The 25,768-nt window shown below is 58.2% G+C and carries 23 protein-coding genes and 1 tRNA gene; 9 read left to right on the top strand and 15 right to left on the bottom strand.

All coding sequences use genetic code 11. The features are described from left to right. Positions 1–30: 30 nt before the first annotated feature. Together GRI32_RS05845 and GRI32_RS05840 are read right to left on the bottom strand one after the other, a co-directional pair. Complete coding sequence (locus GRI32_RS05845) at positions 31–777, bottom strand: hypothetical protein (RefSeq protein ID WP_337190167.1); 747 nt, start codon at positions 775–777, stop codon at positions 31–33. Positions 778–853: 76 nt separating this feature from the next. Next, positions 854–2,053, bottom strand: a complete 1,200-nt coding sequence (locus tag GRI32_RS05840) for a transaldolase family protein (RefSeq protein WP_160590410.1) — start codon at positions 2,051–2,053, stop codon at positions 854–856. 233 nt (positions 2,054–2,286) lie between these two features. Between GRI32_RS05840 and GRI32_RS05835 the strand changes: the two genes are divergently transcribed. The 4 genes from GRI32_RS05835 to GRI32_RS05820 all read left to right on the top strand — a co-directional run bounded on the left by GRI32_RS05835 (position 2,287) and on the right by GRI32_RS05820 (position 5,688). Further along, positions 2,287–3,045: a hypothetical protein gene (locus GRI32_RS05835; protein ID WP_160590408.1), complete on the top strand. Its 759-nt coding sequence runs from the start codon at positions 2,287–2,289 to the stop codon at positions 3,043–3,045. Between the two features lie 212 nt (positions 3,046–3,257). Beyond that, entirely contained in the window at positions 3,258–4,070 is an 813-nt protein-coding gene (locus GRI32_RS05830) for a hypothetical protein (RefSeq protein ID WP_160590406.1), read from the top strand. A gap of 192 nt (positions 4,071–4,262) precedes the next feature. Beyond that, a complete protein-coding gene (locus tag GRI32_RS05825; RefSeq protein ID WP_160591061.1) occupies positions 4,263–5,207 on the top strand; it encodes an SPFH domain-containing protein in 945 nt (314 codons plus the stop codon). A gap of 1 nt (position 5,208) precedes the next feature. Beyond that, on the top strand, positions 5,209–5,688 hold the full coding sequence (locus GRI32_RS05820; protein ID WP_337190166.1) for an NfeD family protein: 480 nt from the start codon (positions 5,209–5,211) through the stop codon (positions 5,686–5,688). Between the two features lie 29 nt (positions 5,689–5,717). Here the strand turns inward: GRI32_RS05820 and GRI32_RS05815 are convergent, their stop codons facing one another. Both GRI32_RS05815 and GRI32_RS05810 read right to left on the bottom strand, forming a co-directional pair. After that, the gene (locus tag GRI32_RS05815; RefSeq protein WP_160590404.1) at positions 5,718–6,662 is read right to left on the bottom strand and encodes a complex I NDUFA9 subunit family protein; all 945 of its coding nucleotides are present in this window, start codon (positions 6,660–6,662) and stop codon (positions 5,718–5,720) included. A 37-nt stretch (positions 6,663–6,699) separates the two neighbouring features. Continuing rightward, positions 6,700–7,926 (bottom strand): ArnT family glycosyltransferase, encoded by a 1,227-nt coding sequence (locus GRI32_RS05810; RefSeq protein WP_160590402.1) that lies wholly within the window; start codon positions 7,924–7,926, stop codon positions 6,700–6,702. A 183-nt stretch (positions 7,927–8,109) separates the two neighbouring features. On the opposite strand from GRI32_RS05810, the gene GRI32_RS05805 reads away from it, so the two are divergent. The 5 genes from GRI32_RS05805 (at position 8,110) to GRI32_RS05780 (ending at position 12,480) form a co-directional block, all read left to right on the top strand. Then, a tRNA-Leu gene (locus GRI32_RS05805) sits at positions 8,110–8,196 on the top strand. A gap of 177 nt (positions 8,197–8,373) precedes the next feature. Further along, entirely contained in the window at positions 8,374–9,582 is a 1,209-nt protein-coding gene (locus tag GRI32_RS05800; protein ID WP_160590400.1) for a tyrosine-type recombinase/integrase, read from the top strand. A 199-nt stretch (positions 9,583–9,781) separates the two neighbouring features. Then, complete coding sequence (locus tag GRI32_RS05795; protein WP_160590398.1) at positions 9,782–10,621, top strand: type 1 periplasmic-binding domain-containing protein; 840 nt, start codon at positions 9,782–9,784, stop codon at positions 10,619–10,621. Further along, positions 10,618–11,163, top strand: a complete 546-nt coding sequence (locus GRI32_RS05790) for a hypothetical protein (RefSeq protein WP_160590396.1) — start codon at positions 10,618–10,620, stop codon at positions 11,161–11,163. The genes GRI32_RS05795 and GRI32_RS05790 overlap by 4 nt, the downstream gene beginning before the upstream one ends. A 501-nt stretch (positions 11,164–11,664) precedes the next feature. Beyond that, a complete protein-coding gene (locus GRI32_RS05780; protein ID WP_160590394.1) occupies positions 11,665–12,480 on the top strand; it encodes an HNH endonuclease in 816 nt (271 codons plus the stop codon). Between the two features lie 30 nt (positions 12,481–12,510). Here GRI32_RS05780 and GRI32_RS10925 read toward each other — a convergent pair whose 3' ends face one another. From GRI32_RS10925 to GRI32_RS05730, 11 genes are all read right to left on the bottom strand, one after another. Then, complete coding sequence (locus tag GRI32_RS10925) at positions 12,511–12,684, bottom strand: DUF3768 domain-containing protein (RefSeq protein ID WP_419866765.1); 174 nt, start codon at positions 12,682–12,684, stop codon at positions 12,511–12,513. Further along, entirely contained in the window at positions 12,654–12,890 is a 237-nt protein-coding gene (locus GRI32_RS10920) for a hypothetical protein (RefSeq protein ID WP_419866762.1), read from the bottom strand. Before GRI32_RS10920 ends, GRI32_RS10925 begins: the two co-directional genes overlap by 31 nt. Continuing rightward, a complete protein-coding gene (locus tag GRI32_RS05770) occupies positions 12,887–13,075 on the bottom strand; it encodes a hypothetical protein (protein ID WP_160590392.1) in 189 nt (62 codons plus the stop codon). The genes GRI32_RS10920 and GRI32_RS05770 overlap by 4 nt, the downstream gene beginning before the upstream one ends. 549 nt (positions 13,076–13,624) lie before the next feature. Next, a complete protein-coding gene (locus GRI32_RS05765) occupies positions 13,625–14,944 on the bottom strand; it encodes an McrC family protein (protein WP_160590390.1) in 1,320 nt (439 codons plus the stop codon). 16 nt (positions 14,945–14,960) lie between these two features. Next, entirely contained in the window at positions 14,961–17,195 is a 2,235-nt protein-coding gene (locus tag GRI32_RS10855; RefSeq protein WP_160590388.1) for a ScoMcrA-related endonuclease, read from the bottom strand. Between the two features lie 122 nt (positions 17,196–17,317). Next, positions 17,318–20,344 carry a type I restriction endonuclease subunit R gene (locus tag GRI32_RS05755; RefSeq protein WP_160590386.1) on the bottom strand — a complete coding sequence of 1,009 codons (3,027 nt, stop codon included), beginning with the start codon at positions 20,342–20,344 and terminating at the stop codon, positions 17,318–17,320. Next, positions 20,341–21,039: a retron system putative HNH endonuclease gene (locus tag GRI32_RS05750; RefSeq protein ID WP_160590384.1), complete on the bottom strand. Its 699-nt coding sequence runs from the start codon at positions 21,037–21,039 to the stop codon at positions 20,341–20,343. Before GRI32_RS05750 ends, GRI32_RS05755 begins: the two co-directional genes overlap by 4 nt. Next, entirely contained in the window at positions 21,026–22,294 is a 1,269-nt protein-coding gene (locus GRI32_RS05745; RefSeq protein ID WP_160590382.1) for an AAA family ATPase, read from the bottom strand. The genes GRI32_RS05750 and GRI32_RS05745 overlap by 14 nt, the downstream gene beginning before the upstream one ends. After that, positions 22,291–23,538, bottom strand: coding sequence for a restriction endonuclease subunit S (locus tag GRI32_RS10900; RefSeq protein ID WP_202385961.1), 1,248 nt, complete (start codon positions 23,536–23,538; stop codon positions 22,291–22,293). Before GRI32_RS10900 ends, GRI32_RS05745 begins: the two co-directional genes overlap by 4 nt. Continuing rightward, positions 23,535–25,535, bottom strand: a complete 2,001-nt coding sequence (locus GRI32_RS05735; RefSeq protein ID WP_160590380.1) for a type I restriction-modification system subunit M — start codon at positions 25,533–25,535, stop codon at positions 23,535–23,537. Before GRI32_RS05735 ends, GRI32_RS10900 begins: the two co-directional genes overlap by 4 nt. Next, complete coding sequence (locus GRI32_RS05730) at positions 25,536–25,709, bottom strand: type II toxin-antitoxin system Phd/YefM family antitoxin (protein ID WP_160590378.1); 174 nt, start codon at positions 25,707–25,709, stop codon at positions 25,536–25,538. Positions 25,710–25,768: the final 59 nt, after the last annotated feature.

The raw sequence follows: 25,768 nt of genomic DNA, 5'->3' as shown, positions 1-25,768 counted from the left end.
AACGCGCAGAGCAGGGCTGCGGGCTTTGCTTCAGCCTGCTTTGAACCAATGCCTGCGGTTGCCGGCATTCGCCAGAGCATAGAGAGCAGCCGCGCTGACCAGTGCGGCGGCGATCAGCGTTGCCATGCCGACATACTCCGAAACTTGCCCACCTGCTGCGTGAATGGCGGCAAGTGCCCACAGGAACACCAGCGCATACCAGGGGTTGCCGCGTTCACGCAGAACTGCGGTTGCGGCTATGATCCCGCCTGCCAAGACCACCGCAGCGGACAGCGTTGGTCCCAGACTGCCAGCATCTACGCCGTGATATTTCAGCGATGCGGCAACATTGACGATGGATGCAGCGGAAAGCCACGCGGCCAGAGTGCTCAACGGCAGCACCACGCACCATTGTTCTGCGCGCGAGAAGGCAGTCTGCCAGGGTGCCATCTGGCGGAAGGCGGTCAGAATACTCGCCAGAGTGAACGCGATGATCGCCACCGATACGCCATTCAGGTCGGTGAACTGGACATATAAGGCCCACAGCCCGTTGCCGAAGAATGCGCAGGCGGCAGGCCATGCAGTACTGGCCAGCAAGCCATTGCTGCGCTGTCGCGGCATAGCCTGATAGACCGCATAGACGATCGAACCGGTATAGAGCGGCCCCCAGATGATGAAGGCCCAGCCTGCCGGAGTTATCAGTGTGTTGGTGGCATCGGATTGCTCACCAATGTTCACCCCGAAGCCCAATGCGGGAAGAAAGGTTGCGCAGATCTGGAACAGGACGGCCAGAACCACCCCCCAAACTTGAGCGGTAGATCTGACCATGCCTGTCTGCACTTTTTTATCCTCTCAGATTAATCCGAGAGAGGTCTTACCCCTCAACCACCATTCTGACAAAATCGACCGTCTGGCGGGTGGCGGCGGCGAATTCTGTCGCAGTGGCCTGGAAGCTGCCGAACTGGGCAAACTCGCTCGGCTTCATGCCTTCGAATTCATAAGCCTGGCGGAAGCTGGGAAGCTTCATCAGCTTGGCCACGCTGGCCGGGTTGGGAGCGCGGTCGATAGCCTTGGGATCGAATTCACCCAGAGCCTCTTCCTCGGCCATCAGACCGGCGATGTAGCTGGGCGGGCAGGTGTAGACGAAATCGCCACCGGCAAAATCCTGGATGTGACGGCTGACGGTCTTGCCGCTGCCATCCTTCTCCACGCGCATGGAGCATTGCAGCATCTTGGACGGGTGGCCGTTGTCCTTGCCCCAGTGATAGGCGCGCTTGAGAACGGCTTCCTCGCCATCGCGGATTTCATCCAGCGACAGATCGATGCCGCGAACCTTGGCTTCGTTCTTCCAGTCACCCTTTTCGCCCAGACGGCTGGACATGTGGGTGATGACGCTGCGCCACCTGGAAAGATCGACACCTGCGGCCTTTGCGCGCTGGAGGCCTGCGGTCACGGCAGCCATGCAGCGCATGTACTGGGCCACGGTGAAGCTGGTGGTGTTGTTGGTGGAGATGCCGCGCGCGGTCAGCTCCTCGATCACTTCATAGCCTTCCTTCGATCCGGGGATCTTGACCATGACGTTTGCGCCCATTTCGGCAATCGACAGGCCCTGTGTCAGCATCTTGTCAAAATCGGTGACGAAGCGCGGATCGACCTGGCCAGACAGCATGCCATATTTGCCGCCGGAGGACTTGTAGACCGGCAGGATGGCGTCGGCGCCCAGCTTCACCAGATGCAGATAGACCTTCCAGTAGACACCTTCGACATCGAGGCCGGGATTGGCGGCGGCGACATCCTTGATGATCCTGGTCCAGCCGGCGGGATCAAGCTGGATCGCCTGCAGGCTGAGCGGCGGATTGGTGGTGACACCGCGAAAACCCATCGTGCCCTTGGCATCGATAGTGGCCTGATCGTACATGCGGTCCAGCTGCTCGGTCCACGCGGCCAGCTTGTCAGCCGGGGCGGCGGCCAGCGTTTCTGCCTTCCAGCTGGGATAGATCAGCGGGGACGAATCCCACCAGATCTCACATTCCGGATTGGTTTCAGCCAGCTTTTCAAGGACATTCTTGGACATCGGTAACTCCTGTCTGGTGCGAAAGCGCAGCGCCGCTTTGGTCTTTCGCGGCCCCTCTAACGCAAATGTTGCGGTTGATTAAGCCTTGCTGTCATTTTGCCCCACAAAGCCGAGCTTTGCATCTGGCGCAAATGGCAAAATTGCACTTTTCGCCGCAAATCATGCTATATGTGCGCAAGAGAAGTTCGCACGTGTTTCAACCCCGGGGGCCGGACAAGTCTTGGAGTAAGTAGATGACGATGACATTTCGCCGTGCTCTTGCCTGCCTCGCAGGCGCTGCAATCGCCCTTACCGCCGCCCCGGCAGCGGCCAACAGCTTCCTGGGCGATCCGCTCGCCCGTTTCGAGGAGCCGATCTGCCCCGGCATCATTGGCCTGCAGGAAGATTTCGCCACGGCCATGGTGGCGCGTATCCGCGAAAATGCCGAACGGATCGGCCTGGCAACCGCCAACATGGAAAGCTGCGACGCCAATCTGATTATTGCCTTCTTTGATGACGGTCGCAGCTATTTCCAGCGGCTGGCCGATGAGCGCGGCTATCTGTTCCTGCCGCTTTCGGTTTCAGAGCGGCGCGAACTGATTGAGGAAGCCGGTCCGGCGCGGGCCTGGATCACCACTGAAACCCGCACGCGTGACGGCATGGTCGTGGGGCGGCGGGAGAACATGGACGATCTGCCCACGGCGCGCGTCATGGCTGCACATTCGCGCATCTATGTGCCGATCCGCCGCGAAATCACCTCCAGCATGGTGGTGATAGACCGGGCTGCGGTCTCCGGCCTGTCGGTCAACCAGCTGGCCGATTACGCCACGCTTCGCGGCATTGCCCAGACCTATCCTGAAAGCGATGAGGGCGCTGCCAGCATACTCACCCTGTTTGACAGCGGGGCGGATGCACCTGCCGGCCTGACCGAATTCGACAGTGCCTATCTGGAAAGGCTCTATTCCTCGATCCCCAATCTTCCGGCCTCGTCGCGCCTGCGCAATCTGGAATAGGCAGGCGGCGCACCGTCAGGGGCGGGCCATTGCTACAATCTGATACGATTTGGTGGCTGGCCCGCGCCAAGCCGCATGCGGTATGGTGGATGCGGAAGAGGGAGTTGGATCACGCCATGTTTCGCGCATTGAGGGCTGTCAGCCTCGCCATCGTTCTTGCTAGCGGTTTCAGTCACTTGCCTCTCCGGGCACAGGAAGGCGATGGCCCGGCCTTGCCCGAAGTTACGGAGAATGACGATCAGATCGTGGTGCGCGGAGGGCGTCCGCCCAATGTGACGCGCGAAGACGTGCACCGCCAGGCGCGCGATATCGCCGACTCCGGCGATCAGCTGGATACGCCGCTGGCCCGTTTCGAGGACCGGCTGTGCCCCGGCATCATCGGCCTGCAAGAAGAATATGCCAGCATGATGATCGACCGGATCAGGCAGAATGCGGTGGATCTGGGCGTGCGCGTCCTGCCCGACAATTGCACTCCCAACATGCTGGTGATCTTCTCCACGGACAGTCTGGCGACGATGCAGAACATGGTCGATCGCAACCCCTATATCTTCCAGTACATGCAGCCAGAGGAACGCCGCGCCCTGTTGCAGCCGGCCCCTGTCCATGTGTTTGCCAATGTTGAATTGCGCACCCGCGACGGCATGCCCGTGGGCCGTGTGCGCAGCCTGACAGAAGCGCCGGTGGTACGCGCGCAGATGGCGCATTCGCGCATCTACACGCCCACACGGCGCGATATTGCCTCGATCATGGTGATTTTTGACCGGGATGAGGTGGGCGGCATGTCGGTGATGCAGCTGGCCGATTATGCCACCATGCGCGGACTGGCGCAGACCAAGCCGGTGGACGGGCTGGCCATGCGCTCCATCCTCAGCCTGTTCGAACCGGTTGGCCCCTATCCTGAAAGCCTGACCGATTTTGACCGGGCCTATCTGCGTGCGCTGTATGAATGGATTCCAAACCTGCCGGCGGCGGCAAAACTGGGCAATGTAAACCGCCAGTTGCGGCTGATGGCTGAAGAGGAATAGCGCACCGCATTTATTCGCGCCCTGCCAATAGAAGCCAGTAACCGCCAACAATTATCCAATCCTGCGCTGACCGGATTCGCTTGCTCCGTGCCCCCCGTGCGCTACCATGTATTTGTGAGAATTTAGCGGGGAGTAGTGATCGTGGAACTTGTTCTGGGCGCGTTGGTGTTTCTGGTGCTCGTCTTTCTGGTGATGGGCGTGCGCGTGGTGAAGCAGGGCTTCGTCTATACGATTGAACGCTTCGGCCGCTTCACCAAGGCAGCCGATCCCGGCCTGCACCTGCTGATCCCGTTCTTTGACCGCGTTGGCCACAAGATCAACGTGATGGAGCAGGTGCTGGATATTCCCGGACAGGAAATCATCACGGCAGACAATGCCATGGTCGGCGTGGATGCGGTGGTGTTCTTCCAGGTGCTGGAAGCGGGCAAGGCAGCTTACGAGGTGTCCAACCTGTATGGCGCGATCATGGCCATCACCACCACCAACCTGCGCACGGTGATGGGATCGATGGACCTGGATGAAACCCTGTCCAAGCGTGACGAGATCAACGCCCGCCTGCTGTCCGTGGTCGATCATGCCACATCGCCATGGGGCGTGAAGATCACCCGCGTGGAGATCAAGGACATCCGCCCGCCGCACGATATCTCCGAAGCGATGGCGCGGCAGATGAAGGCCGAACGCCTCAAGCGGGCCGAAATCCTCGAAGCTGAAGGCGACCGCGCCAGCTCCATCCTGCGCGCCGAGGGCGACAAGCAGAGCGCTATCCTGAAGGCCGAAGGTCGCCGTGAGGCGGAGTTCCGCAATGCCGAAGCGCGCGAACGCTCTGCGGAGGCGGAGGCCAAGGCCACGGAAATGGTGTCAGAAGCCATTGCCAGATCAGGCAGCCAGGCGATCAATTACTTCATCGCCCAGGAATACACCAAGGCGATCGCCAAATTCGCCGACAGTCCCAACTCCAAGACCATCCTGTTCCCGGTTGAGGCGACCCAGCTGATCGGCACGCTGGGCGGCATTGGCGAACTGGCCAAGGAAGCACTGGCCGAGCACAAGCCCGGCCCTGCGCCTGCAACTCCGCTGGACCTCGACCGCCGTCCGCGCACCAGCGTGCCGCGCACCCGCGGTGACGGGGACAGCTGAGGTGGATTTCCTCGAAGGCATCGATGCGCACTGGCTGTGGGTGACCTTCGGCCTGGTGCTGGCCGCGCTGGAAATGCTGGTGCCCGGTGTGTTCCTGATCTGGTTTGCGGTGGCGGCGCTGATCACCGGCCTGCTGACGGGTCTGTTCGATCTGAGCGTTACGATGCAGGTGATCGACTTTGCCTTCCTGTCGCTGATCGCGGTTTTCTCCGCCCGGCGGTTCTTCATCGAAAAGCCGATTGAAAGTGCCGACCCGCTGATGAACCAGCGCGGCGCGCGGCTGGTGGGGGTCAATGCGCTGGTGGTGCAGGCGATCGAGCACGGCAGCGGGCGCGTGCACATTGGCGACAGTGAATGGATTGCGCGCGGCCCTGATACGGACATCGGCCAGCGCGTGCGCGTGGTCGGCAGCGAAGGCGCGATATTGCTGGTGGAACCGATTACGCTGATCGCGGCGGATACGGCAGAGCCAGCCGCCTGACCGGAGCCGCCAATTACCCCGTCAGGCTCCTAGGCCGCCTCTACAGTGAAGCGGCCGTGCTTGCGGAAGCGGACCATCCATTTGTCCAGAAACAGCCCCAGCGGCTTTGCTGTCACGCCCAGTCCGGCAATGCCCGGAAGATCACCCGTGGCCACGCTGCCGGCCTTCAACAGGCGCCACTGGTCCCCGTTCATCGGCGTACCGGGCAAAGCAGCGAAAATCGCGCTGATGGCATCGGGCACGGCAATGAAACTGCGCTTGCGATCCTGCCCCGCGGCAATCCGTTCATGCAGATCGCCCATGGTCAGCTGCTCGGGTCCGGCCAGTTCATAAGTCTTGCCGCCAAGCGTGGCGGGATCGGACAGGGCATTGCCGATCGCTTCGGCCACATCGTCCACCCACACCGGCTGCAGCTTAGCCTCGCTGCCAAAAACCGGCAGCACGGGCAGGGTGGCCACCAGTCCGGCGAACATGTTCAGGAACTGGTCGTCCTGGCCGAAAATCACTGAGGGGCGCATGATCGTGGCACCGGGAAATGCCTGCTTCACCAGCTGCTCCCCCAGCCCCTTGGTGCTGGCATATCCGCTTTGCTCATTCGCCGCATCGGCGCCGATGGCGGACAGATAGACGAAGGCCTGGGCGCCGCCGGCCTTGGCCGCAGCAGCAGCATGGCCCGCGCCTTCGGCCTGCAGTGCCAGCTGGTCCTTGCCGAAGGTGCCGACAAGATAGACCACCGCATCGGCGCCATGGCAGCACGCCTCGATACTGGCCTTGTCCTTCACATTGCAGCGCGCGAACTGCAACTGGCCCAGATTGGCGAGCGGCTTCAGCGAATAGGCCTTTTCCGGATGGCGCGCCGCAATGCGCAGCCGCGCCCCGCGCTCCAGCAGATCCTGCGCCAGATGCCGGCCGATAAAGCCGTTGCCGCCGATCAGGACGATGAGTTTGTTCTGGAGGGGTTTGCTCTGCGCCATGCCTGTTCTTTCCTGCGCCGGATCACCGGCCGTTTCGCTATTGGCCCCTTCGCACAATGCGGGCCCACGGGGCAAGCGCGCGGCGCACCCTGTCGGTTCCCGCAATGCGAATGATCCCATATGCGGCAAAGATGATGAAGTAGTAATCGAGGTAGGAGCGGTGGCTGGTATGCCCCCAGATCGCCGCCGTCACAGCGGCAAATGTGCCCAGCAGCGCATAGATCAGCAGATCGCGCCGCCAGTTCGCCCGGTCCAGCCACAGTCCGGCCAGCCCGCCTGCCAGCACCGGCAGCCAGCCCAGCGCATACAGCCAATTGACCAGCGTGGATTTGCGCGGGCTGGGGAAGGGGCCGAACGCCGCCCACAGCTTGGCCATGCCATAGCGGACCGTCCGTCCCGGATGCGCCAGTATCTCCTCAACGGCGCGGTCGCGATACCAGGCCTCCCGCTCCAGTTTGGGCAGGGCGAGGGCGCGGGCATATTCACCGCGGTCCTGAGCGGCGAACACCGCCTGACGCGACCTGTCGATGCTTTGCTCGGGGTAGAAGCTGAACGTCAGTTCGCTGTTCCCGGCATAGAACGCGCGCCCGCTTTCCGTTCCCAGAGCGGGCGCCCCCAGCACACGCTCGGCGTGGACCAGCCACGGTCCCAGCGCCAGCAGCAGGCCGCCCGCACAGATCGCCGCAGTGGCGAGCCCCCTTTTCAGCGGTTCGCCGTCCTGCAAAGGCAGCGCCAGCCACACAATCGCACACAGGGCAAAGGGCAGGATCGTGGCGCGTGTCAGGATCGCCATGCCAAGCACCAGCCCCGCCACCAGCGCCAGCATCGCCCGGCGCTCCAGCTGAAGCCGCAGCAGCAGCCAGATCGACAGCGCCACCAGGAAGGCCAGCAGGCCCGACTCCTGCAATGCGGTATCGTGCGACACGGCATAGGGCCACACGGCGGCGATGGCCGCGGCCAGCAGGCCGGTGGCAGGCCCGAACAGGTGCCGCGCGATCAGGGCGGTCAATACGATAGTCCCGGTCGAAACCAGCGCCTGCGCCAGCAACACTGTCCAGAAATTCGCCTGCCCTCCGCCGGTCAGCAGCAGGAAGATGGGGTAGAAAGGCACGCGAAAGGCAGTCAGCTCCTGACCATTGAGCGAATAGCCGTTCCCCTGCGCCATATTCTGCGCCAACCGAGCGAAACCGAGATAGCCGTTGGTCCAGAAATCCCCCTCACCCCGCAGGGCGCGCAGGCCGAATCGCAAGGCGAATCCGGACATCGCAAGCAGGGCAAGACCGCGGCTGAACCAGTGTTGCCCCATCGATCGTCCATCCCTCCCGGCAAAAAATCCGCCAGCAAATGCTGTAACGATCGCAAGCTTTGATTGACAAGCACTGTCACCCTTCGCTAGTGGCCCGCGCCTACCAGCGAGACGGATTTCGATGACCGCTCTCGCTCCGGTGCCCAGATGGCGGAATTGGTAGACGCACCAGCTTCAGGTGCTGGCGCTCGCAAGGGCGTGGAGGTTCGAGTCCTCTTCTGGGCACCATTTGTTCTCCTCAGAACGTTCCAAAACATTGCAGAAATGGCGGAATTCTGCCATTCTTGACCTCTAGCGCAGAAAGCGAGGTCTTGTTTTGTTCCGCTTTGTTCCAGCATCTCTGGGGGCCTCGGTTGGGGGCTTCAGCTCAAAAGCCCCCAAATCGCACGAAAGTGAGGCCCCCAAATGAGCCTCAATGTGCAGGAAATCAAAGGCTTCCGGGCTGCCGACAAGTCGTACAAGAAATACGACTCGCGGGGGCTGCTGCTTCTGGTGAAGCCCAACGGCTCCAAGCTCTGGTATTTCAAGTACCGCTTCGGCGGGAAGGAAAAGAAGCTGCCCATTGGCGCGTTCCCAGAGGTCAGCTTGTCGCAAGCGCGCCAGCTTCGCGACCGAGCGCGGCTCAAGGTTACCGATGGCATCGATCCGATGCTGGAGCGCAAGCGCAAGAAGGCCAGGATCAAGTTAGGTGCGGAGAACACCTTCGAGGTCATCGCCAACAAGTACATCGACGAGAAGATGGTGCCCGAAGGCAGGGCGGAGGCCACGCTGCGGAAGGCGCGCTGGTTCCTTGAACTGCTCAAGCCCGCAATCGGCAATATGCCAATAAACGATGTCGATCCGCAGTTGATGCTGGCGGCTCTCAAGAAGCTCGAAGCCAAAGGCAATCTGGAGACCGCGAAGAAATGCCGATCCTTCGCAAGCCGGGTGTTCCGGTACGGCGCCGCACTTGGTCAATGCCAAACCGATCCAACATCCATCCTGCAGGGCGCACTGGTGACGCCAAGGGCACGGCACTACGCGGCGATCCTTGAGCCCGAGAAGTTGGGCGGGCTACTTCGCGCGATCGATGATTTCGAATGCTACCCTGCAACGAAATTCGCGTTGACGATCGCACCGCATGTCTTTGTGCGACCCGGTGAGCTTCGCCATGGCGAGTGGAACGAGATCGATTGGGACAAGGCCACCTGGACAATTCCGGAAGGCAAGATGAAGGCGCGGCGGACCCATGTGGTGCCTCTATCACGCCAGGTGTTGGAACTATTTCGAGAGCTAAAATCGATTACCGGCAGCAAGGGCTACATGTTCCCAGCGTTTCATACGCGACAGCGCCCAATGAGCGAGAATACGATCAACGCGGCGTTTCGGCGTATGGGCTTCACCAAAGACGAGGTGACAGCACATGGTTTGCGCTCGACGGCATCGACCATGCTCAATGAGAGCGGGCTCTGGCACCCCGACGCGATCGAGCGCGCACTCGCTCACGGCGATAGCAATGCCATTCGCGGCGTCTACAATCGCGGCAACTATTGGGATGAGCGGGTGAAAATGGCTCAGTGGTGGAGCGATTATCTTGATGGGCTACGAGTAGGAATGTGCAACTTCGCCCGTTAGGTTTCCCGTTTCCACTACGCTCCATGTGGCCTTGACTTAGCCAGACACAAGCATCGGCTTGTGCCGACCCTAGGCGCAGCCTACTGGTCTATCGAAAGTCAACGAAAGGCGCTTTTGTGCATCAACATGAAATGACGACCAAAAGAGGCCCAGAGAATTGTCGCTGACGCGAATTTCACTTGAGACAAAGATCATCGGAATGCTGCTTCTGACGGTCGGAGCAATTCTGGCGGCCGCTGCATGTGCTGGACAAGCTAAAAGCGGTTGGGATGGCTTTGATATCGAATCCCAGATATCAGAATTCGATAAGATTAAGGGTGAGTTAGAAGTTCGGCTAGAGGTAGGAGAAGAGTCCGAGCGCGATTTTGAAAATTCGTGGAGATATGAAGAAGAGTATTCCGAATCGATCGGTTCTGTCGATATTTTCCATTGCTACCCCCCTTATTACACAGGGGATGATCCTGAATATCGAAATGAATTCTACAATAGGCTGGCCAAACAAACTGTTGGAATAGAAAGAAGGTTGCGAGAAGCGGGATATCTATCTGAAATTTATCAAGGGCCGCTCCGGGATTATGAAATTAGAAGTATATATAGAAGCTACAGAATCGTCGCGCCGCATGTCAGCACAAATCAATTCGATGGAGTGCTTCGCGGTGATCCGGAATTTAAGATTCTTACGATGCGCATCGAACAAAATAGACGAGTGATGCAATCGGAATCGCTCCCAATTGTCGCTTCTGGAGAATGCGGAGACGGAGATGTTCCGTACCTATTCTCTACCATTCCCGCCAATGCAAGTCTCTGGATAATCCCGGAATTCGATTCTTTGATATGCGAGCGACGTGCGATAGATCCTTGGAATAGGGATCAATGCTTTGGGTGGTATGAGTCTACACCAAGTGAAGAGGTCTACTTGTCTGGCCGCTATCTGTTTGTTGCCGAATGGCCTGATGGCACAGTACGGCGTGGGAGACGCCTCTTTGAAGCAGATGAAGTGACGAGAGACGCCAGGCTAATTGTGATACGAAAGCAATGATTGATAGCTATTTAAAAAATTTGGCGAAAGTGATGGGGTTGGGCGCCGCCTTCGCCTCAGCTCCGATAATTGCAACGCTGGCTGAATTGCAGCCTCCATGGCCGGTTGCGATGGGGCAGCTGAGCGCAGCATTAATCGTGGTATCCGCGTTGGTTAGCTGGGAATGGACGAGAAGTGCAAAGGTTCGATTTAGGCGATCATGGATCATTGCGTCAATGATCATGGTTTTTGCAGGAATTATTTCCTATCTTGTGATTTATTCGTATTTTGTAGCCGAACCTCCGTCAGGTAGTTTCCGTGTTGTTACGGGCTACGAATGCACAGCTGATGCCAAGCTCGTGTACGGGGCTAGTTGTCCTGAACTGGGTAGGGAAGCGCTCCGAAGCGCGGAATGGGAACCATCTCGGCTTTGGACTCGGCAATCTTTGACGATAGTCCGAGTTGCTCTTGCCGGCACATGGTTGTTGTTTATCCTTGGATTGATTGGCACGGTTGGCTCAATTGTAGCTGGACGCAAGATGAGTGAGCGCGCCAAGCCATAGTGCGGTTTCTATTTATGAGGTCGGGCGCTAAGCGCCCGGCTCCTTCTTCTCGTCGTCCAGTGGCGTGCGCAGGACGATCCGGCCATTGATCGGCACAACTTCCAGTTGAAGCGAAAGCCCTTTTCGGTCGCGGTGGAATCAGGCGGCTCCGATGCGGGTCCAGAAGCCCTTGTCGCCCTTGTTTGCGACATGCCAGGAGAGGAAGTCCGGCGGATTGGCCTCCTGCGCGGGTGCGGTATTGCTGCGTGCCATGATGATTTCCTTTCGTGTCTGCTGTCTCGTTGCACCAACAGAAAGGCCGCACGGCCAAGCGCAGGATTCATGTCCAACACGGGTGACCCCGGCGAAGTCAGGGGGAACCGGCGCGGGCCGGACATTGAAGGCTGACCGAGAGCGGCCAGTGAGGGTGCTCAATAACGAAACCGCCTTATCGAAAGGCATCCAAACACATGCCAAACCGTTACACTTGCGCCCTGGATCACTCTCGCCCAAACCTTCGTCATGGCAATCGAGGGCAGTTCACGGAAACGCTGGAGCGATGAGGAGACGGTGCTCGCGCTGTATCTCTATTTCCAGCTGCCGTTTGGAAAGCTGCACTCGGGCAATCCCGAAATCCAAGAGCTCGCCGCTGCGCTCGGGCGCACGAACAGCTCGGTCGCGATGAAGCTGTGCAACTTCGCCAGCCTCGATCCCAAGATCACCAATAGCGGGCGCAAAGGCCTGGACGGCGCATCCAAGCTGGATCGCGCCACCTACGCGGAGTTCGGTCAAGACTGGACCGGTCTAGTCTCGCGGGCAGAAGACCTTTGGACTGCACCGGTCGGCCAGTTTGAGCTGCTGTCCGCGCCATCACGCCTCAATGAGAAGCGCAGCGAATTCCGGTTCGAGCCCTATCAAGGCGAGTCCACCACACAGGCGCTCGTCAATCAGCGCGTCGGCCAAGACTTCTTCCGCCGCGCGGTGCTCGCCAATTACGAAGAGACGTGCTGCATCACTGGGATCGCCGATCCGCGCCTGCTTACCGCAAGCCATATCAAGCCGTGGGGCAAGGACAGCGAGAACCGGCACAACCCGGCCAATGGCCTATTGCTGTCAGCGACACTCGACCGCGCGTTTGATCGCGGGCTCATCACGGTAGATCGCCAACAGCGCATTCGCGTCTCGAGGCAATTGCGCGAAAGCCAGAGCCGCGAGACACGCGACTATTTCCAGCAATTCGAGAACGCAACGTTGCGATCAGCAATCCGGTTCGATCCCGAACCGGCGTTCCTCGATTGGCACAACGAACACTGCTTCGTCGATCAACGCGCCGCCTGAAGTGTCAGGCGGCGCGCGGACTGCCTCTCGTCAGTATTCGCTGGCAAGCATGATGGTGAGCACCCGCCGGGTAACCGCAGGATTGGCCGGGTCGTCGCTGCCAAACTGCAAATCGCGGTCGTAGGCATCAATCTTCCAGAACACGGTTTCGGCAGGCCGCGCAGGTCGTGTCGTCATCCAGCGACCTTCGCCAGCCTGATAGATCGCCCCGAAATCGCGCTCGCCATAAGGATCGTTGTCCGGCGTGAACGCGTCGAATGCACCAGCTCGCGCACCCGCGACTGATCCTCATCGGGCAAGGCCCGGAACCCCTCGGTCGCCACGGCAACACAGGCCAGGCCCATCGCCTGCCGTGCCCGGTCATTGAGCCGGGCAATCCGCTCGCTGCGGCAAAGGGTTCCAGCAGTCATTGCACTGCCCTCCCGCCGCATTCGCAGATGTGAACCAACTCGCCAAAATCTTCCCGCTCGCCCAGTTCCTCGGCAAGCCTGCGCACCGTTCCGAACGGCAAGCCATTCTCATTGGCCAGCATTCGCAACCAGTCCTCGCGGCACTCGGCCCCACAAGCCCGGTAGTTCAAGATCAGGTCAGCCATTTTCTGCCCTCCTTCGACTGAAAGCCGCATCCGACGCGCGGCATGCGGCCTGCCTTCCGGCGAGGATGGGAGGGGGAGGGAAAACCGGAATCGATGCCCTGGCGCGGGCCAGCGGGTACAGCCCGCCACACGGGGGCGTCTAGTTCCGGTTTCGGGAACGAGAGGGCAAAGCCTTTGGTGTTCCCGCCAGGGATCGCCCTGCGATCCACACAAGATCGGCACCCTTGCAACGGCGCGAAGCCGACGGAGGTCCTGCGCGCGCGATCAGTGCGCCAGCGGGCATCCGGCAAGGAGAGAGGCAAAAGTGCCTGCGGGTTAGCAAAGGAATGCCGCGCCCTCAGGAGCATGACCGCAGGGCATGGGGGACAGAGCGCGTCTATCAGGAATTCCCGCTCCGCTTAAAACTGCTCCTGATCGTCACCCGGATGGGCCGGGACAACAGGCCCGGTCTGCGCCAGCGGATAGAGCAGGTTGCCCGGCAGGGTAGCTTACCTAGACACTTGTCTTTTCAGCTGAGTATGGTGCTCTCCGCGAGCAATGATTGACGATTCACAGCTGCCTTTCGCACAGGTTTTGATTGATCAATTCCCTCAAACTTTCAATCACCTCGGCTATCGATTTTGTGACATCAATACTCGCAACTTTCAGGCGTTCTCCTCCTTCTGCCATGCGGTATTTGATGGCCAAAGCGGGAGCGCCAAGGGCCGTGTGATGGGGGTACAGTAATACAAGATCTCGACACCGATACAGCCGCGCATATGCCATCATCTGATAGACATCAGATTGGGAAACACCACGCTTCTTGTCTTCGGGGTTACAGCCAATCAGCTTCCATTTGGTATCCAGCACCAACTCGACCTGTTCATGCCGCTTGATCAAAATGTCCGGCGTGGTCTGGAAGCGTGGGTTGCCGCCTTCGCCTTCTTCCATCAGGCAATAGCGCAATCCGCCTTGTGAATGGACTGTCAGATCGCTGCCCAACAATGCTTTGCGCACAAGTGCAGCGACATAGGCTTCGAAAAGGTCATTCATGGCGAACAACAATGTGATCCCCTTACCCGCCTTAGGATCGTGGTCAGTTCGCTGCCATTCGCGCTTCAGGAACAGCTTTGCCAACTCGTAAAGGCTCTCCCATCGGCGGTTTGTCCGGTCGATCCTAACCTGTGTCCACGGTAGTGCGCTGACAGGGATATCTCTCACCTCCGCCAGAACGAAGCGCAGCTCATCCAATCGTCGCTGCGTCTCTATTGCGTGCGCGTGGCGGCGCAGCAGCAGGACGCAGGCCTTCATGATCCGGAGTAGCGGTGTGTCTGGCAGCAGTGTATCGAACTGGCAGGCGAGCCGGTCGGGACGTACCGCATGATGGGTGAACTGGCGGATAACATTGAGCCGCCCGCGCAGCGCGGCCAGATCCTCCTCCTGCGCCATATAGGCACGCGGCAGGCCGCGCCGCGTTTCGGCTAGCAGGCGGTCGGCAAACAATCGAATTAGGATGTCGAGCAGGGTTTCCTTCTGACGCGCCATAGACAGGGCCTGCCCGTCTCCAAGTTTCAGTCCGAGCGCGACATCGAGCATTGAGACAAGCCGAGTACGAATTGTTTCATTGCTTTCATCCGAAACAACATCGATCTTGGGCAGAATCTCAAGACTGCACCCTGGCGCAGCGATAACCCCAACTACCTGCCGTGCCCTTATCTCACTGTGGTGGTCGATAAGGATGTTGGTTCCTGATTGGTTTGCCAGTGGGTGCGACCGCGCAGCCCAAAGCAGTGCATTGGCCTGGCCCCGGGTGAAAGCTCCACTCGGTGAGGGTCCGGGGCCATTATGGACATTGGTGCGCCCCCATTCGTGTACGGTCAGGTGCGTCATGGCTGGAAGAGCGTGATCAATCCCCACGCTCCTCCGCTGCAGTCGATACTGTCGTGGTCAATCGTTCGAAGGCGTCGGTTTTGAACTCTTCGAGCACAGACCAACTCGATATGCGATCTCCTTCGATTCCTGGTGGAGGATCAAGTTTGTCCTCGTCAATGAAACCGTCGCCTAATACGGCATGAATCCGGCTCCAATCCTCGAAGAAGTACTCCTGTAACAGCGGGATAACCTTGTCGCGCATAGCGGCGTGGACCTGCTCAGCCGTCTCGCAGCCGATAAAGAATGCATGTCCGATGCGGTGTTCGCGGTCGATCAGATACTCGATCCGGTGATTGATGGTAGTCAGGACTCGGACAAGATCGATCCCAGTCCGATTGGAAGCGTCCGCTAGCAAGCCCGGTCTCGGCTCGATTTCCCGGAAATTGAACCGGCGCCGCAACGCAGTGTCGAGCAAGGCGATCGACCGGTCAGCCGTATTCATTGTGCCGACGATGTGGAGGTTGGCGGGAACAGAAAACGGTCTCTTCGAATAGGGCAAGGTCACCGACAGCGCATTTTCCATGCCTGCGCGCTTATCCGGCTCCAGTAGTGTGATCAGTTCGCCAAAAACCTTCGACACATTGGCTCGGTTGATCTCATCAATGATAAGTACAAATGGCTTGCTGGGTCCTTCTTCCGGTCCGTCCCTGCCCACTTCGATTAGGCCGCGAATGGCGTCGAGCTTGAGCTCAGCGTCGGTGAACTCGTAAATAGTCCGCTGTGAAAACCTTTTGCCGTAGATCACATCATGGCTGACACCGTCGCGGTCGATCCAAAGCCATCTGACCGAGCGCCGCATGGTGTAATCGTCATTTTCGCGTTCAACCTGATGGTATTCGCCGGTGATTTCGCCGATCGCCCGGAAAAGCAGGTTGCCTTTGCTGACGATGACAATGTCACCGACCCGCGCGCGGGCCCTCAAGCGGAAAGGAAACTCTATGATGCCGTTGTTCGGGTGCTGCCTCGGCAATTCGGGATGGCGCTCGGCGTAGCCGTCAATCATCGCTTCCTTGGTGCTGAAGCGAGCCTCTGACCAATCCATCCCCCCATCATCGCCCATATGAACGAATCCGCCCTCGATTGCCTCGTCGAAGAGATAGTCGTCTTCGGGGTTGGCGACCTCACCAAGGGACATCTTGAAAAAGCGCTTGCCTGAGAAGTCATACCCTTCATCCCGCGCGCTGCGCAGTGCCTCTGCCCGTTCGGCGATCTTGGTGAAGATGCCAGCCTCAGGCGCGAGCCGAAAACCTGTCTCCAACGGCTCTCCATCGTCGCCGAAGCTGGACGGCCTCAAGCCCTCGACGAAATCCTCATAGCCGTAATTTTGGTGGAAGGTGACAAAGGCGATCCGCTCTTGTCCGACCAATTCGTTATAGCGCGCCATCAGCGCAGCGCGGCCCTCCTTGGTTGGCGGGTAGTCTTCCACACCATCGCACAGTTTCACCGCTTCAAGGGCTGTGTTGTAGGTCTTTCCGGTGCCTGGCGGACCATAAAGGATGAGGTTTGTAGGCAGGATTGCCAACTCCAATTCTGACGATTGGCTGTTGTGACTACGCAGGTTTGCTGGCTGACCGCTTTGCTCAACAATTGTGAAACCTAACGAGGCAAGCTTCTTTCGCGCGGTTGTGCCGTTGCACTCGTCATTGCCGAGCGCTGCGCCATTATCCAGAAATCGATGCGCTACGCCGTAGATGGCTTTGGACGGATAAGATTTTGCCCCACGCTCGACCCAGTAGCGAAGATTGTTCCAGCTATAGCCATATTCGTCCATGAAGGCATCGACGCCCATTGCGTCGCATTCATCCATTGCAGCTTCCACGTCAGCCTTTTGGATTCCGCTCATGCTGGCAGCCCCCTCCTGGAGATCATCGTCATAGTTGGGATCAGCGCCGTCCAGAAACCGACCGTACATCCCAACTGCTTGCCGCGTGTTCGCAACCTGCAGGTGTGGATCAGCCGATTGAGGTGCAATTGCCCTTGCGGCGGCCTCGTTGGTGCGCCAGTCTGAGCGCAGCTGTGAAAGCGCCTGCAATAGGGCATCCCACTGTCCGGCTGCGTGCACATCGTCGAGGGTTGTTTGTGCGAAGCCCAATTCGGCCAGCGCCCGCTCGGCAGCCTTGACCCAACCGACACGGTTGCCCACCGTCTTGAGTGGCTTGCCTTGATAAAGCCGCCTGCCAAGCCATTCCTTGAACTCAGCTTCTTTCATCGCCGACGCTCAGCAAGATGTTGTTTTCTCGATCGGCAAATCTTTGGACAGACAGGATACTACGGCGCATCAACAGCTGGATCGCGGAGCGCTGCGGCGAGCATTCGTGGACGATTTCCAAACTAGTCATTTGAGTTCCGCAATTTGGAATATGCTTCGGTTGCCAGCCAGTTCGTGACAAGACCTTGAAAGGCTTTGTCATTCATGAATCGGGCAAAGATTTCTTCATTCTGATCCATGCGCTCAACAAACAGGGCTTCAAGCAGATTCTTGAACAATAACTCGAATTTTTCGCCTGGGTTCGCGATCGCGGCTTGGCGCAGGTTGGCGTCGGCCATCGCGGCCTCAACGATCTGATCGAAGAACAGTTGGTCAGCATTGTTGAAGTCAGTGCCGAACCGCTCGTTCACGACGTCAATCAGCCGGGAAAGTGGTACCTCTTCTTCACGCGCGACTTTCGATCCCACAGAGGAAGGTCCGTCGAGTTTGTTTGCCGTCCCTTCGGAAAGACTGATCGAACCCTCACTGACCTTTTGGAGGCGATAGTAATCAAGTCTGACCTCGTCATCGAACTGATAGGAGGGGCTTCCGCCCTTCTTCGGCAGCTTGGAAGCCAGATGGCGTAGGAAGACGTATAGGGTTTCGAGGTCAGAGTCCTGATAGGGGATGATCTGACTTAGAAAGCCGTAGAGACTGCCGAATGCCAGGATCTTTCCGCGCAACACCTCGGCCTCTGCCGGATCGGCTTTCGCAAGATCGCCGAAATTCGACACTGGTCGATCGATAATGGCATTCATTTTTTGGTGGTCGGCAGGACTCTGTTTCAGCTTTGGCTTGAAGTACACCTCCGAAAAAAGATCGACATCGCTGAGGGTGTAAATACCGCTCGAATCGAGCTCACCTTTGATCTGATACATTCGGTTCGGATCGACTTCCTCGCCGATCTCTGCGCCCTCGTAATAAGTCTTGAAGGCCTCTTGAATCTCGGTTCGGTCGTTCACGAAATCGAGAATGAACGTGTCTTCTTTGAAGGGGTGTGTGCGATTTAGCCGCGACAGAGTCTGGACGGCTTGGATGCCTGACAGCCGCCTATCGACGTACATGGTGTGAAGCAATGGTTGGTCAAATCCGGTTTGATATTTCTCCGCGACTAGCAGAACCTGATACTCGGACGTGGCGAAGACATCCGGTAGCTCCTTTTCGCGGACGCCCAGATTCATCGCCTCTTCGGTATAGGTGACATCGGGGAGCTTGTCGTCGGGAACAGCCCCGGAGAAGGCGACCAGCGATCTGATGGCATAGCCTTTCGCTTTGATATAGGCGTCAAAGCTCTGCTTGTAGCGCACGGCTTCAAGGCGTGAGCCAGTAACAACCATGGCTTTGGCGCGACCGCCAACTTTGTGCTGGGTGGCCGCATGGAAATGCTCGACCATTACTTCGGTCTTCTGGGCGATATTGTGCGGATGCAGCTTGAGGAACCGCGCCAGCGCAAGCGCCGCCTTTTTCCTGACCACATTCGGATCGTCGTCGCTGGCCTTCAATAGCCGGAAATAGGTAGCGTAGGTGGTGTAGTGCTTCAGCACATCGAGGATGAAGTGTTCCTCGATCGCCTGGCGCATGGTGTAGCGGTGGGCGGGTTTGCCGCCATTTCCAAACACGGCCAAAGTCTTGTGCTTCGGCGTCGCGGTGAATGCGAAGAAGCTGATATTTGCCTGACGACCGCGCTTCGCCATGCTGCGGAATAGCTCATCCTCGCCGACACTCTCGTTTTCGACCATGTAGCGTTGGGCCTCTTCGCGCAGACGCTGACCACCGAGAACTTCTTTCAGGTCGGTTGCCGCTTCACCGCCCTGTGAGCTGTGCGCCTCATCAATGATAACCGCAAAATTCCGGGTCTTGAGCACAACACCGTCACCATCGTCCCCGCGCTCTTCTGCCAGGCGGATCAGCTGGCGCGAGACGAATGGAAACTTCTGCAAGGTCGTGATGATGATCGGCACCGAGCTTTCAAGCGCTTCTGCCAACTGCCGGGAATTGTCGTCAATCTTCTGGACCACGCCGTGTTTGTGCTCGAACTGGTAGATCGTGTCCTGCAATTGCTTGTCGAGTACCACGCGATCAGTGATGACAATGACGCTGTCGAACACGCGATCATTTTCGCTGTCGTGCAGCGACGCAAGTCGATGGGTAAGCCAGCCGATGGTGTTGCTCTTGCCGCTGCCCGCCGAATGCTCGATCAGATAGTTGTGACCAGGGCCTTCAGTTTTAGCCCGCGCGACTAAATCCCGGACCGCTTCAAGCTGATGGTAGCGCGGAAAGATAAGAGTTTCTTTCTTGACCTTTCGCCCCGCGTCGTCGCGCTTTTCTTCCACTTGCAAATGGATGAACCGGGCGAGCAGATCGAGCAGGCTGTCGCGCTGAAGCACTTCTTCCCATAGGTAGGCAGTGCGATAGCTACGGCCCTTCGGGTCAGGAGGATTGCCTGCCCCACCATCATGACCTTGGTTGAAAGGCAGAAAGTAAGTTGCTGGGCCAGCCAGTCGCGTCGTCATGAAGACTGCATCGGTATCTACGGCGAAGTGTGCCAATATACGCCGCTTAAATTCAAAGATGGGTTCGCGCGGATCGCGGTCACGGCGGTACTGCCGAACGGCATCTTCGACCGTCGATCCGGTCATCGCGTTTTTTAGCTCGACCGAGATCACCGGGATGCCGTTTACGCTGAGCACGAGATCAAGCTCGTTATCGTTACTGAGCGAGTAGCGAAGCTGGCGCGTAACGCTGACGTTGTTGGCGGCGTATCGTGCCTCCAGCTCTGCGTTCAGATCGTGCGCAGCCTTGAATGTGGCTACGCGGAGGGTCTTGCCATAGCACTTGAAGCCGTGCCGCAGCGTGGCGAGCGAGCCATTGGCATCGATCCACTTAACCAGATCAGAAAGGATCTGGTCCCGCGTTTTGTCGCCATGAAGTGCTTCAAGCGCGCTCCATTCTTTGGGCTGCGTCGACCGAATGAAGGCAATCACTGGATCAGGGAAAATTGCAGCTGTTCTATCGAACTGCCTTGACGCGAGCGCGTTGTATCCACTTGAAAGCAGAGCGCTCTCAACAACCGTTTCGAAGGCTTCTTCCGTATGGCGAGTATGACTCATGCCTTCTTCTTTCCGCCGGCAATCTTTTGAATCCGCTCGATATGTTTCTCCAATGCGCAGATTAAGGCAAAGGAAAATTGCTCTAGCTGATCGCTGCCTTCCTCTTGCTTGCGCAAGCCTTCAAGGCGCCGTTTGGCAGTTTTCGCATCGAGAGACGCTGGTCCTTTTTTCGGAGCTTGCAATGTCTGACCTATCGCCTCGCGCCGATACTCGACCAAAATACTATGGTTGAGGCCAAGGCGCTTGATCGTCTCTAGTGCTGGTTCATCATCTGGGTTTGAGGGCTCGATCTTGCCCCTGAAGTTATAGGTGAAGCGAGCGGTACAGCCTGCTTGTAGTGGAGAAACGAACATCGCGACTTCGTCGTCAGAAGGCCAATTGGCCTTGAGATGCGCGCCGTATGGCAAATTCGGTGAGTTTGGCTTCGGGACGGCTGCAACGAGATTCTTGTAAGACACTTCTTCCAGATCTTTACAATGTGCCTGTGGCTTCAGGTGCTCGATATGACAGCTGTCGGGATCGATGCCTCTACCTGAATAGGCACACAGGCATCCTTGTTCTGCTACTAACGCTTCGCGGATTACTCTGCGAAGCTCACCGGTTAGAGACCGATAATTGCAGTTCGGACCGTTCTGATTTGCAGCAATCCACTCGGTCAAGGCAGCGGGAGGCGCTTGCTTCTTAATCTGCCTCATCGGCTAAGGCCTCGAGGTTATTGATGGCTGCCTCTAGGCCCACTGTTGTTGGGTCGTCGCCGTGCTGCAGTTGCTTCAAGTCTGCCAACTTTACGCGGGCGAGCTCAAGGTCGCCCTCGTCCAGTGCGCTCTCAACTTCTTCAATAGCAGCCCGCACAGGCGCTGAACGGGAAGCCGTTTCCATAATTTGTTCGAGCACGAAATTCGTGTCGAGTCCGTAGGCCTGCCCACATTGATGCGTGACGATTTGCCCATCTTCTTCCTTTAGAAGAACCAATTGATTAGGTTGGGTCTCCCCGATGATTTGAGGAGAATGGCTGGAGGCGATGAACTGGCAGTTGCGAAAAGTCTGTGTCAGCAGGGAAGAAATCTGACGTTGCCAAGTGGGATGCATATGCATGTCGAGCTCGTCGATGAGCACAACGGCAACGCCATCGCGGACCGGATCGTCAAGGCCGGGGTTTGCTTGCGATAGGCGGCGGGCAAGGTCGAGAGCGAGCGCAAGCATACCGCGCTCCCCTTCTGACAGGAAACGAACGTCTAGTTCAGTATCGCCCTTAGTGATCAGGAGGCGCGGTCTGTCCTCGTCACCGATCGCCCTCAGACCGGTGCAAGTCGGCAGAAATCGCGCAACTGCCAACTTCAGCGCGTCCAGGTGCATCCCTGCACGCGGCAATTCAACAGCCAGTGCTTCTTGCGCCAAGATCCATGAAGCCATGTCCGCAAGATGCAACGCGCGGACATCTGAGAGCGCATCTGCATAGGCCGCAGCCTGACCGCCGCGCGTCTGTCCTATTTTCGCCTGCGCATCAGTGGGATGGGAACGGCGAATGCCGAAGTACAGGCCAAGCGGCTGCTCTGCCGCCTTGTCCTCCTTGGGCCAGGGCTGTGACATTTCTTCGCGTTCCGGAGTTTCGATAACGCCGTGCCGTACCGAACCTTCTTCGCCCTTGGCATAGCGTTCGCGGGGTACGTGTATCAAGAAATGGCGGAGGTCATCCGCAAACCGGAAGTCTGCCCGGACAGAAAGGGCCGAGCTGCCGACCCGGATGTCGTCGTCGGAAAATGCCAATGGACCAGCGCGGCTGGCGGTGAACTTGGGCATGATGCGCGACAGGGATATGCGCAGGGCTTCGAGCACGCTGCTCTTGCCCACGCCATTGACGCCAACCAGCAGCGTGAAGGAGGGATCGAACTCAAAGCTTGCTTGGGCAAAGCCGCGCAGTCCAGAAACGTCGAGATTGGTAATCCTCATGCGGCCTCCGGAATATCGATCTGGCCGGTGACGGCGGCGGCGATCAGGGCGCTGCGGCGTTCCTTCAGCAAGGCGATGGATCGTTCGGTGGCTGATGCCAGCCTGTCGATTTTCGACGCTTCTTGCGCTTGCATTTTCGCGATTTTTCGCTGCTCGTCCAAAGGAGGGAGGCCAATCGAGATGTCCCGAAACCCATCCCAATAGAGCCTCAATCTGTCCCAGGTGATCCCTTGAGAGTGTCGCGCGCATTCGGCGCTGAAAGCAGGTGTCCGGAAAAGCAGACCAGCGAAGTCAGCGTCAATATTTTCTGATGGCTCGGCAACCACATAGTCCGGGCTGATCAATCCATCAGTTGGGGTAACGCCAACTGCGCCCTGCCACATGCGCATTTTGTTGAAGGCGATGCTCCCCTTGCGGGCAACTTTGTAGGTGTTGAAGTCGGCCGCCGTTCCCTCAATCTGCGTGGTTGAAAACTGACGGACGGATACGCCCGTGTTGATAGAGACTTCCAGCAGCGGCAAGTCCGGCTCGTTCCGTTCGTCCTTTTCAGTGAAAAGTGTGGCGAGGCGGCGAACCTCCCAATGCGCCGGGATATCGCCGAGCCAGTCGATGCCAGAGGGACGCAAGGGGGCGGAGCGGTCCAGCCCGCGCATGACTGCCTCTGCCACCAGCGTCCGCCGCTTTTCGGCCAGAAGGCTCAGCAGCTTCTCCTTGGCCTCGATCAGGGCGTCGAGTTGGACCAGTTCCGCGTCTAGAAATGCCGCAGTTCTTCGCTGGATTGGCAGTTCCGGCAATGCAATCGCGATGTCGCCAATTTCAGACGCATTGATCGCAGGGTAGCTGATGCCCGTTGATCGCATTTCGACTTCCGCCAGAAATCGCGGCTCCCGAACGGCATAACGGCAAAAACCCGGATCGAGTTGATCCGGACGAGGGCGAACGACCGCGAACCCAGTCGAGACAATCAGATTGTCGGGAGGCTCTATGATCGGAGCAATTGCTTGCAGGTAGGTGCGAACGGTGGAAATGATGACGTCGCCATCCCGTACGATCCTGCGCGCGCGGCTTGGGGCAGCCTCGAACCGGTAATCGACAATCTCATGGATTGTCCCGGAGGAGTCCACGTTGCCAATATCAATGTAGGCGATCTCAAAGTCCGGATCGACGTTCTCGGGCAATGTCTCATCGTTGATGGTCGCCGCGAACTTAAGACGCATCGTGTTTTGCTGTTGCGTGCTGCTCACTCTGTCACCTCCCGCAAAAGGTGCAGGATTTCCTCTTCTGCCTGCTTCAGCTCGGCATCGATGATTGCCAGCGGGCGGGGCGGAGTGAACTTGTAGAAGTGGCGGTTGAAGTTGATTTCGTAGCCAACCTTGTCCTTGCTCCGGTCCATCCAGGCATCTGGCACATGGGGCAGGACTTCGAGCGCGAAGAAGGCGTCGATATCGACCTTGAGCGGGATACTCTCGAAATCGCGCAGATCGGGATCGGGCTCGAACCCCTTGCCCTTTCGCACCTCTTTCGCGGTGATATCCTTGGCGGTGAACACGCCACGAAACAGTTTTTGGTCGGCTGCTTTCCACTTTGACCCGCGCTTCTTCAGCAAGCGATCAATGGCAGCGGATACCGAGTTCCAGTCAAATTGCGGTTCGCGCCCAAGTTCCTTATCGATCGCCTGGATATCGTCGAGCAGATGCGGTGCGGCATCGAGGAAGCGCGCCTTGTCCTCGACCGTCATCTGATAACGCAGCCGCAAGGGTCGCTCGACCGTGACGCGGGTATAGCCGAAATCGTTATTGTCGAAGATCTTTGACTGCTCGCCTTGGGCGAACTGGCCATAGCGACGGACGATGTCGGCAATCTGGTCCGGCTCGTCCGGACGGTCATCGCCCTCCAGCGCGGGGCCTTCGCCGATCTTGCGCCGCTTGTCGCCTTGACTTCGGCGCATCGGAATCCAGGTGTCGCGCGCGTCGACCAATTGGACCTTGCCCTTGCGATCCTTCGCCTTCCGGTTGGTGACGATCCAGATATAAGTGCCAATGCCAGTATTGTAGAACATCTGTTCAGGCAGGGCGATGATCGCCTCCAGCATGTCCTTTTCGATGATCCACTTCCGGATGTTGCTTTCCCCACCCCCGGCACCGCCGGTGAACAATGGCGAACCGCTGAAAACGATGGCAGCGCGTGAGCCGTGTTTGTTGTCTGCCGGATCAACGTCTTCAAACTTCGAGATCATGTGCTGGAGGAACAGCAAAGACCCATCGTTTACCCTAGGCAGGCCGGCATGGAAGCGCCCGGACTCGCCCCGGTCGTGCTCGGCTACGATTTCCTTTTGCTGCTTCTTCCAATCCACTCCAAATGGCGGATTGGCGATGAAGTAGTCGAACTTCTGGCCCTCGAACTTGTCCTCGGTGAAGGTGTCACCGAACTGAATGTTCTCGCCGTGCCCGTTGTGGTCAACCTGCTTCATCAGCATGTCGGACGCGGCGGTAGCGAAAGCGCGCTTGTTATAGTCTTGGCCGTATACGTAGAGCTTCGCAGGTGAGTTGTGCCGCCGCATATAAGCCTGCGCCTCGGCCAGCATTCCGCCCGTGCCGCACGCCGGATCGAGGATGGTGCGTACGGCTCCTTCCTTCACGAAAAGATCGTCATCATCATTGAACAGTAAATCGACCATAAGCGTGATGACCTCACGCGGAGTGAAGTGATCGCCAGCCGTTTCGTTCGCCAGTTCGTTGAAGCGCCGGATCAGGTTTTCGAAGAGCAGTCCCATCTGCTCGTTCTTGACCTTGTTGGGGTGAAGATCGACGCCAGCAATCTCTTTCACAATCAGGAACAGGATACCTGCCTCGTGCATCCGTTCAATCTCGGCAGTGAACTCGAAATACTCGAAAATTTTCCGGACGTTGGCGGAAAAGCCATTGATGTAGGTTTGCAGGTGCTGATTGATGTGGTCTGGGTCGCCCAGCAGCTTCTTGAAGTCATAGGGCGCACGGTTGTGGAAGCGATGCCCGGCCACTTGGTTCAGTTTGCTGTCGAGCGCATCGCCCTGAATCTTGCTGCCCTCGCGGCGTTTTGCCTCGGCAACCACCGCTTCTTTCGTATCGGCTAGAACGCAGTCGAAGCGGCGCAGGACCACGAGCGGCAGCATGACACGTTCGTATTGCGGCGGGCGATACGGGCCACGCAGCAGGTTGGCGATTTCCCAAATTAGGTTGGCAAGGTCAGTATGGGTGGCCATCTAGGAATTCGCTCCGCGCTTCGAAGCAATTGCAGTCAGTCGCTCGTACTCTTCGACCGAAAGTACAACGACGACGGGGCGTCCAAATTTGTCGATCGAAACGGGTTCGGCTCTCGCCAAATCAATCAGGCGTCCAAATCCATTCTTGGCTTCCCTTGCCGAAATATGCTGCATTTCCCCCTCCCGATCTGGAGCTACTTTAGCCATCTTTTAGGCAAACTCAATTTGAAATT

The organism is Alteraurantiacibacter aestuarii, from assembly GCF_009827405.1.
Taxonomy (GTDB): Bacteria; Pseudomonadota; Alphaproteobacteria; order Sphingomonadales; family Sphingomonadaceae; genus Alteraurantiacibacter; species Alteraurantiacibacter aestuarii.
Note: the sequence above shows the minus strand (reverse complement) of the source record. Positions and strands in the feature narration are given on the sequence as shown.

What these genes read in the sequence shown, in the direction of transcription:
- GRI32_RS10920 (WP_419866762.1), bottom strand. Translation starts at nt 12,890, where the DNA reads ATGACTGCTGGAACCCTTTGCCGCAGCGAGCGGATTGCCCGGCTCAAT.
- GRI32_RS05755 (WP_160590386.1), bottom strand. Translation starts at nt 20,344, where the DNA reads ATGAGTCATACTCGCCATACGGAAGAAGCCTTCGAAACGGTTGTTGAG.
- GRI32_RS05780 (WP_160590394.1), top strand. Translation starts at nt 11,665, where the DNA reads ATGGCAATCGAGGGCAGTTCACGGAAACGCTGGAGCGATGAGGAGACG.
- GRI32_RS05815 (WP_160590404.1), bottom strand. Translation starts at nt 6,662, where the DNA reads ATGGCGCAGAGCAAACCCCTCCAGAACAAACTCATCGTCCTGATCGGC.
- GRI32_RS05735 (WP_160590380.1), bottom strand. Translation starts at nt 25,535, where the DNA reads ATGGCCACCCATACTGACCTTGCCAACCTAATTTGGGAAATCGCCAAC.
- GRI32_RS05745 (WP_160590382.1), bottom strand. Translation starts at nt 22,294, where the DNA reads ATGAGGATTACCAATCTCGACGTTTCTGGACTGCGCGGCTTTGCCCAA.
- GRI32_RS05835 (WP_160590408.1), top strand. Translation starts at nt 2,287, where the DNA reads ATGACGATGACATTTCGCCGTGCTCTTGCCTGCCTCGCAGGCGCTGCA.
- GRI32_RS05840 (WP_160590410.1), bottom strand. Translation starts at nt 2,053, where the DNA reads ATGTCCAAGAATGTCCTTGAAAAGCTGGCTGAAACCAATCCGGAATGT.
- GRI32_RS05765 (WP_160590390.1), bottom strand. Translation starts at nt 14,944, where the DNA reads ATGACGCACCTGACCGTACACGAATGGGGGCGCACCAATGTCCATAAT.
- GRI32_RS05750 (WP_160590384.1), bottom strand. Translation starts at nt 21,039, where the DNA reads ATGAGGCAGATTAAGAAGCAAGCGCCTCCCGCTGCCTTGACCGAGTGG.
- GRI32_RS05795 (WP_160590398.1), top strand. Translation starts at nt 9,782, where the DNA reads ATGCTGCTTCTGACGGTCGGAGCAATTCTGGCGGCCGCTGCATGTGCT.
- GRI32_RS05790 (WP_160590396.1), top strand. Translation starts at nt 10,618, where the DNA reads ATGATTGATAGCTATTTAAAAAATTTGGCGAAAGTGATGGGGTTGGGC.
- GRI32_RS05730 (WP_160590378.1), bottom strand. Translation starts at nt 25,709, where the DNA reads ATGCAGCATATTTCGGCAAGGGAAGCCAAGAATGGATTTGGACGCCTG.
- GRI32_RS05810 (WP_160590402.1), bottom strand. Translation starts at nt 7,926, where the DNA reads ATGTCCGGATTCGCCTTGCGATTCGGCCTGCGCGCCCTGCGGGGTGAG.
- GRI32_RS05770 (WP_160590392.1), bottom strand. Translation starts at nt 13,075, where the DNA reads ATGGCTGACCTGATCTTGAACTACCGGGCTTGTGGGGCCGAGTGCCGC.
- GRI32_RS05800 (WP_160590400.1), top strand. Translation starts at nt 8,374, where the DNA reads ATGAGCCTCAATGTGCAGGAAATCAAAGGCTTCCGGGCTGCCGACAAG.
- GRI32_RS10855 (WP_160590388.1), bottom strand. Translation starts at nt 17,195, where the DNA reads ATGAAAGAAGCTGAGTTCAAGGAATGGCTTGGCAGGCGGCTTTATCAA.
- GRI32_RS05825 (WP_160591061.1), top strand. Translation starts at nt 4,263, where the DNA reads ATGGGCGTGCGCGTGGTGAAGCAGGGCTTCGTCTATACGATTGAACGC.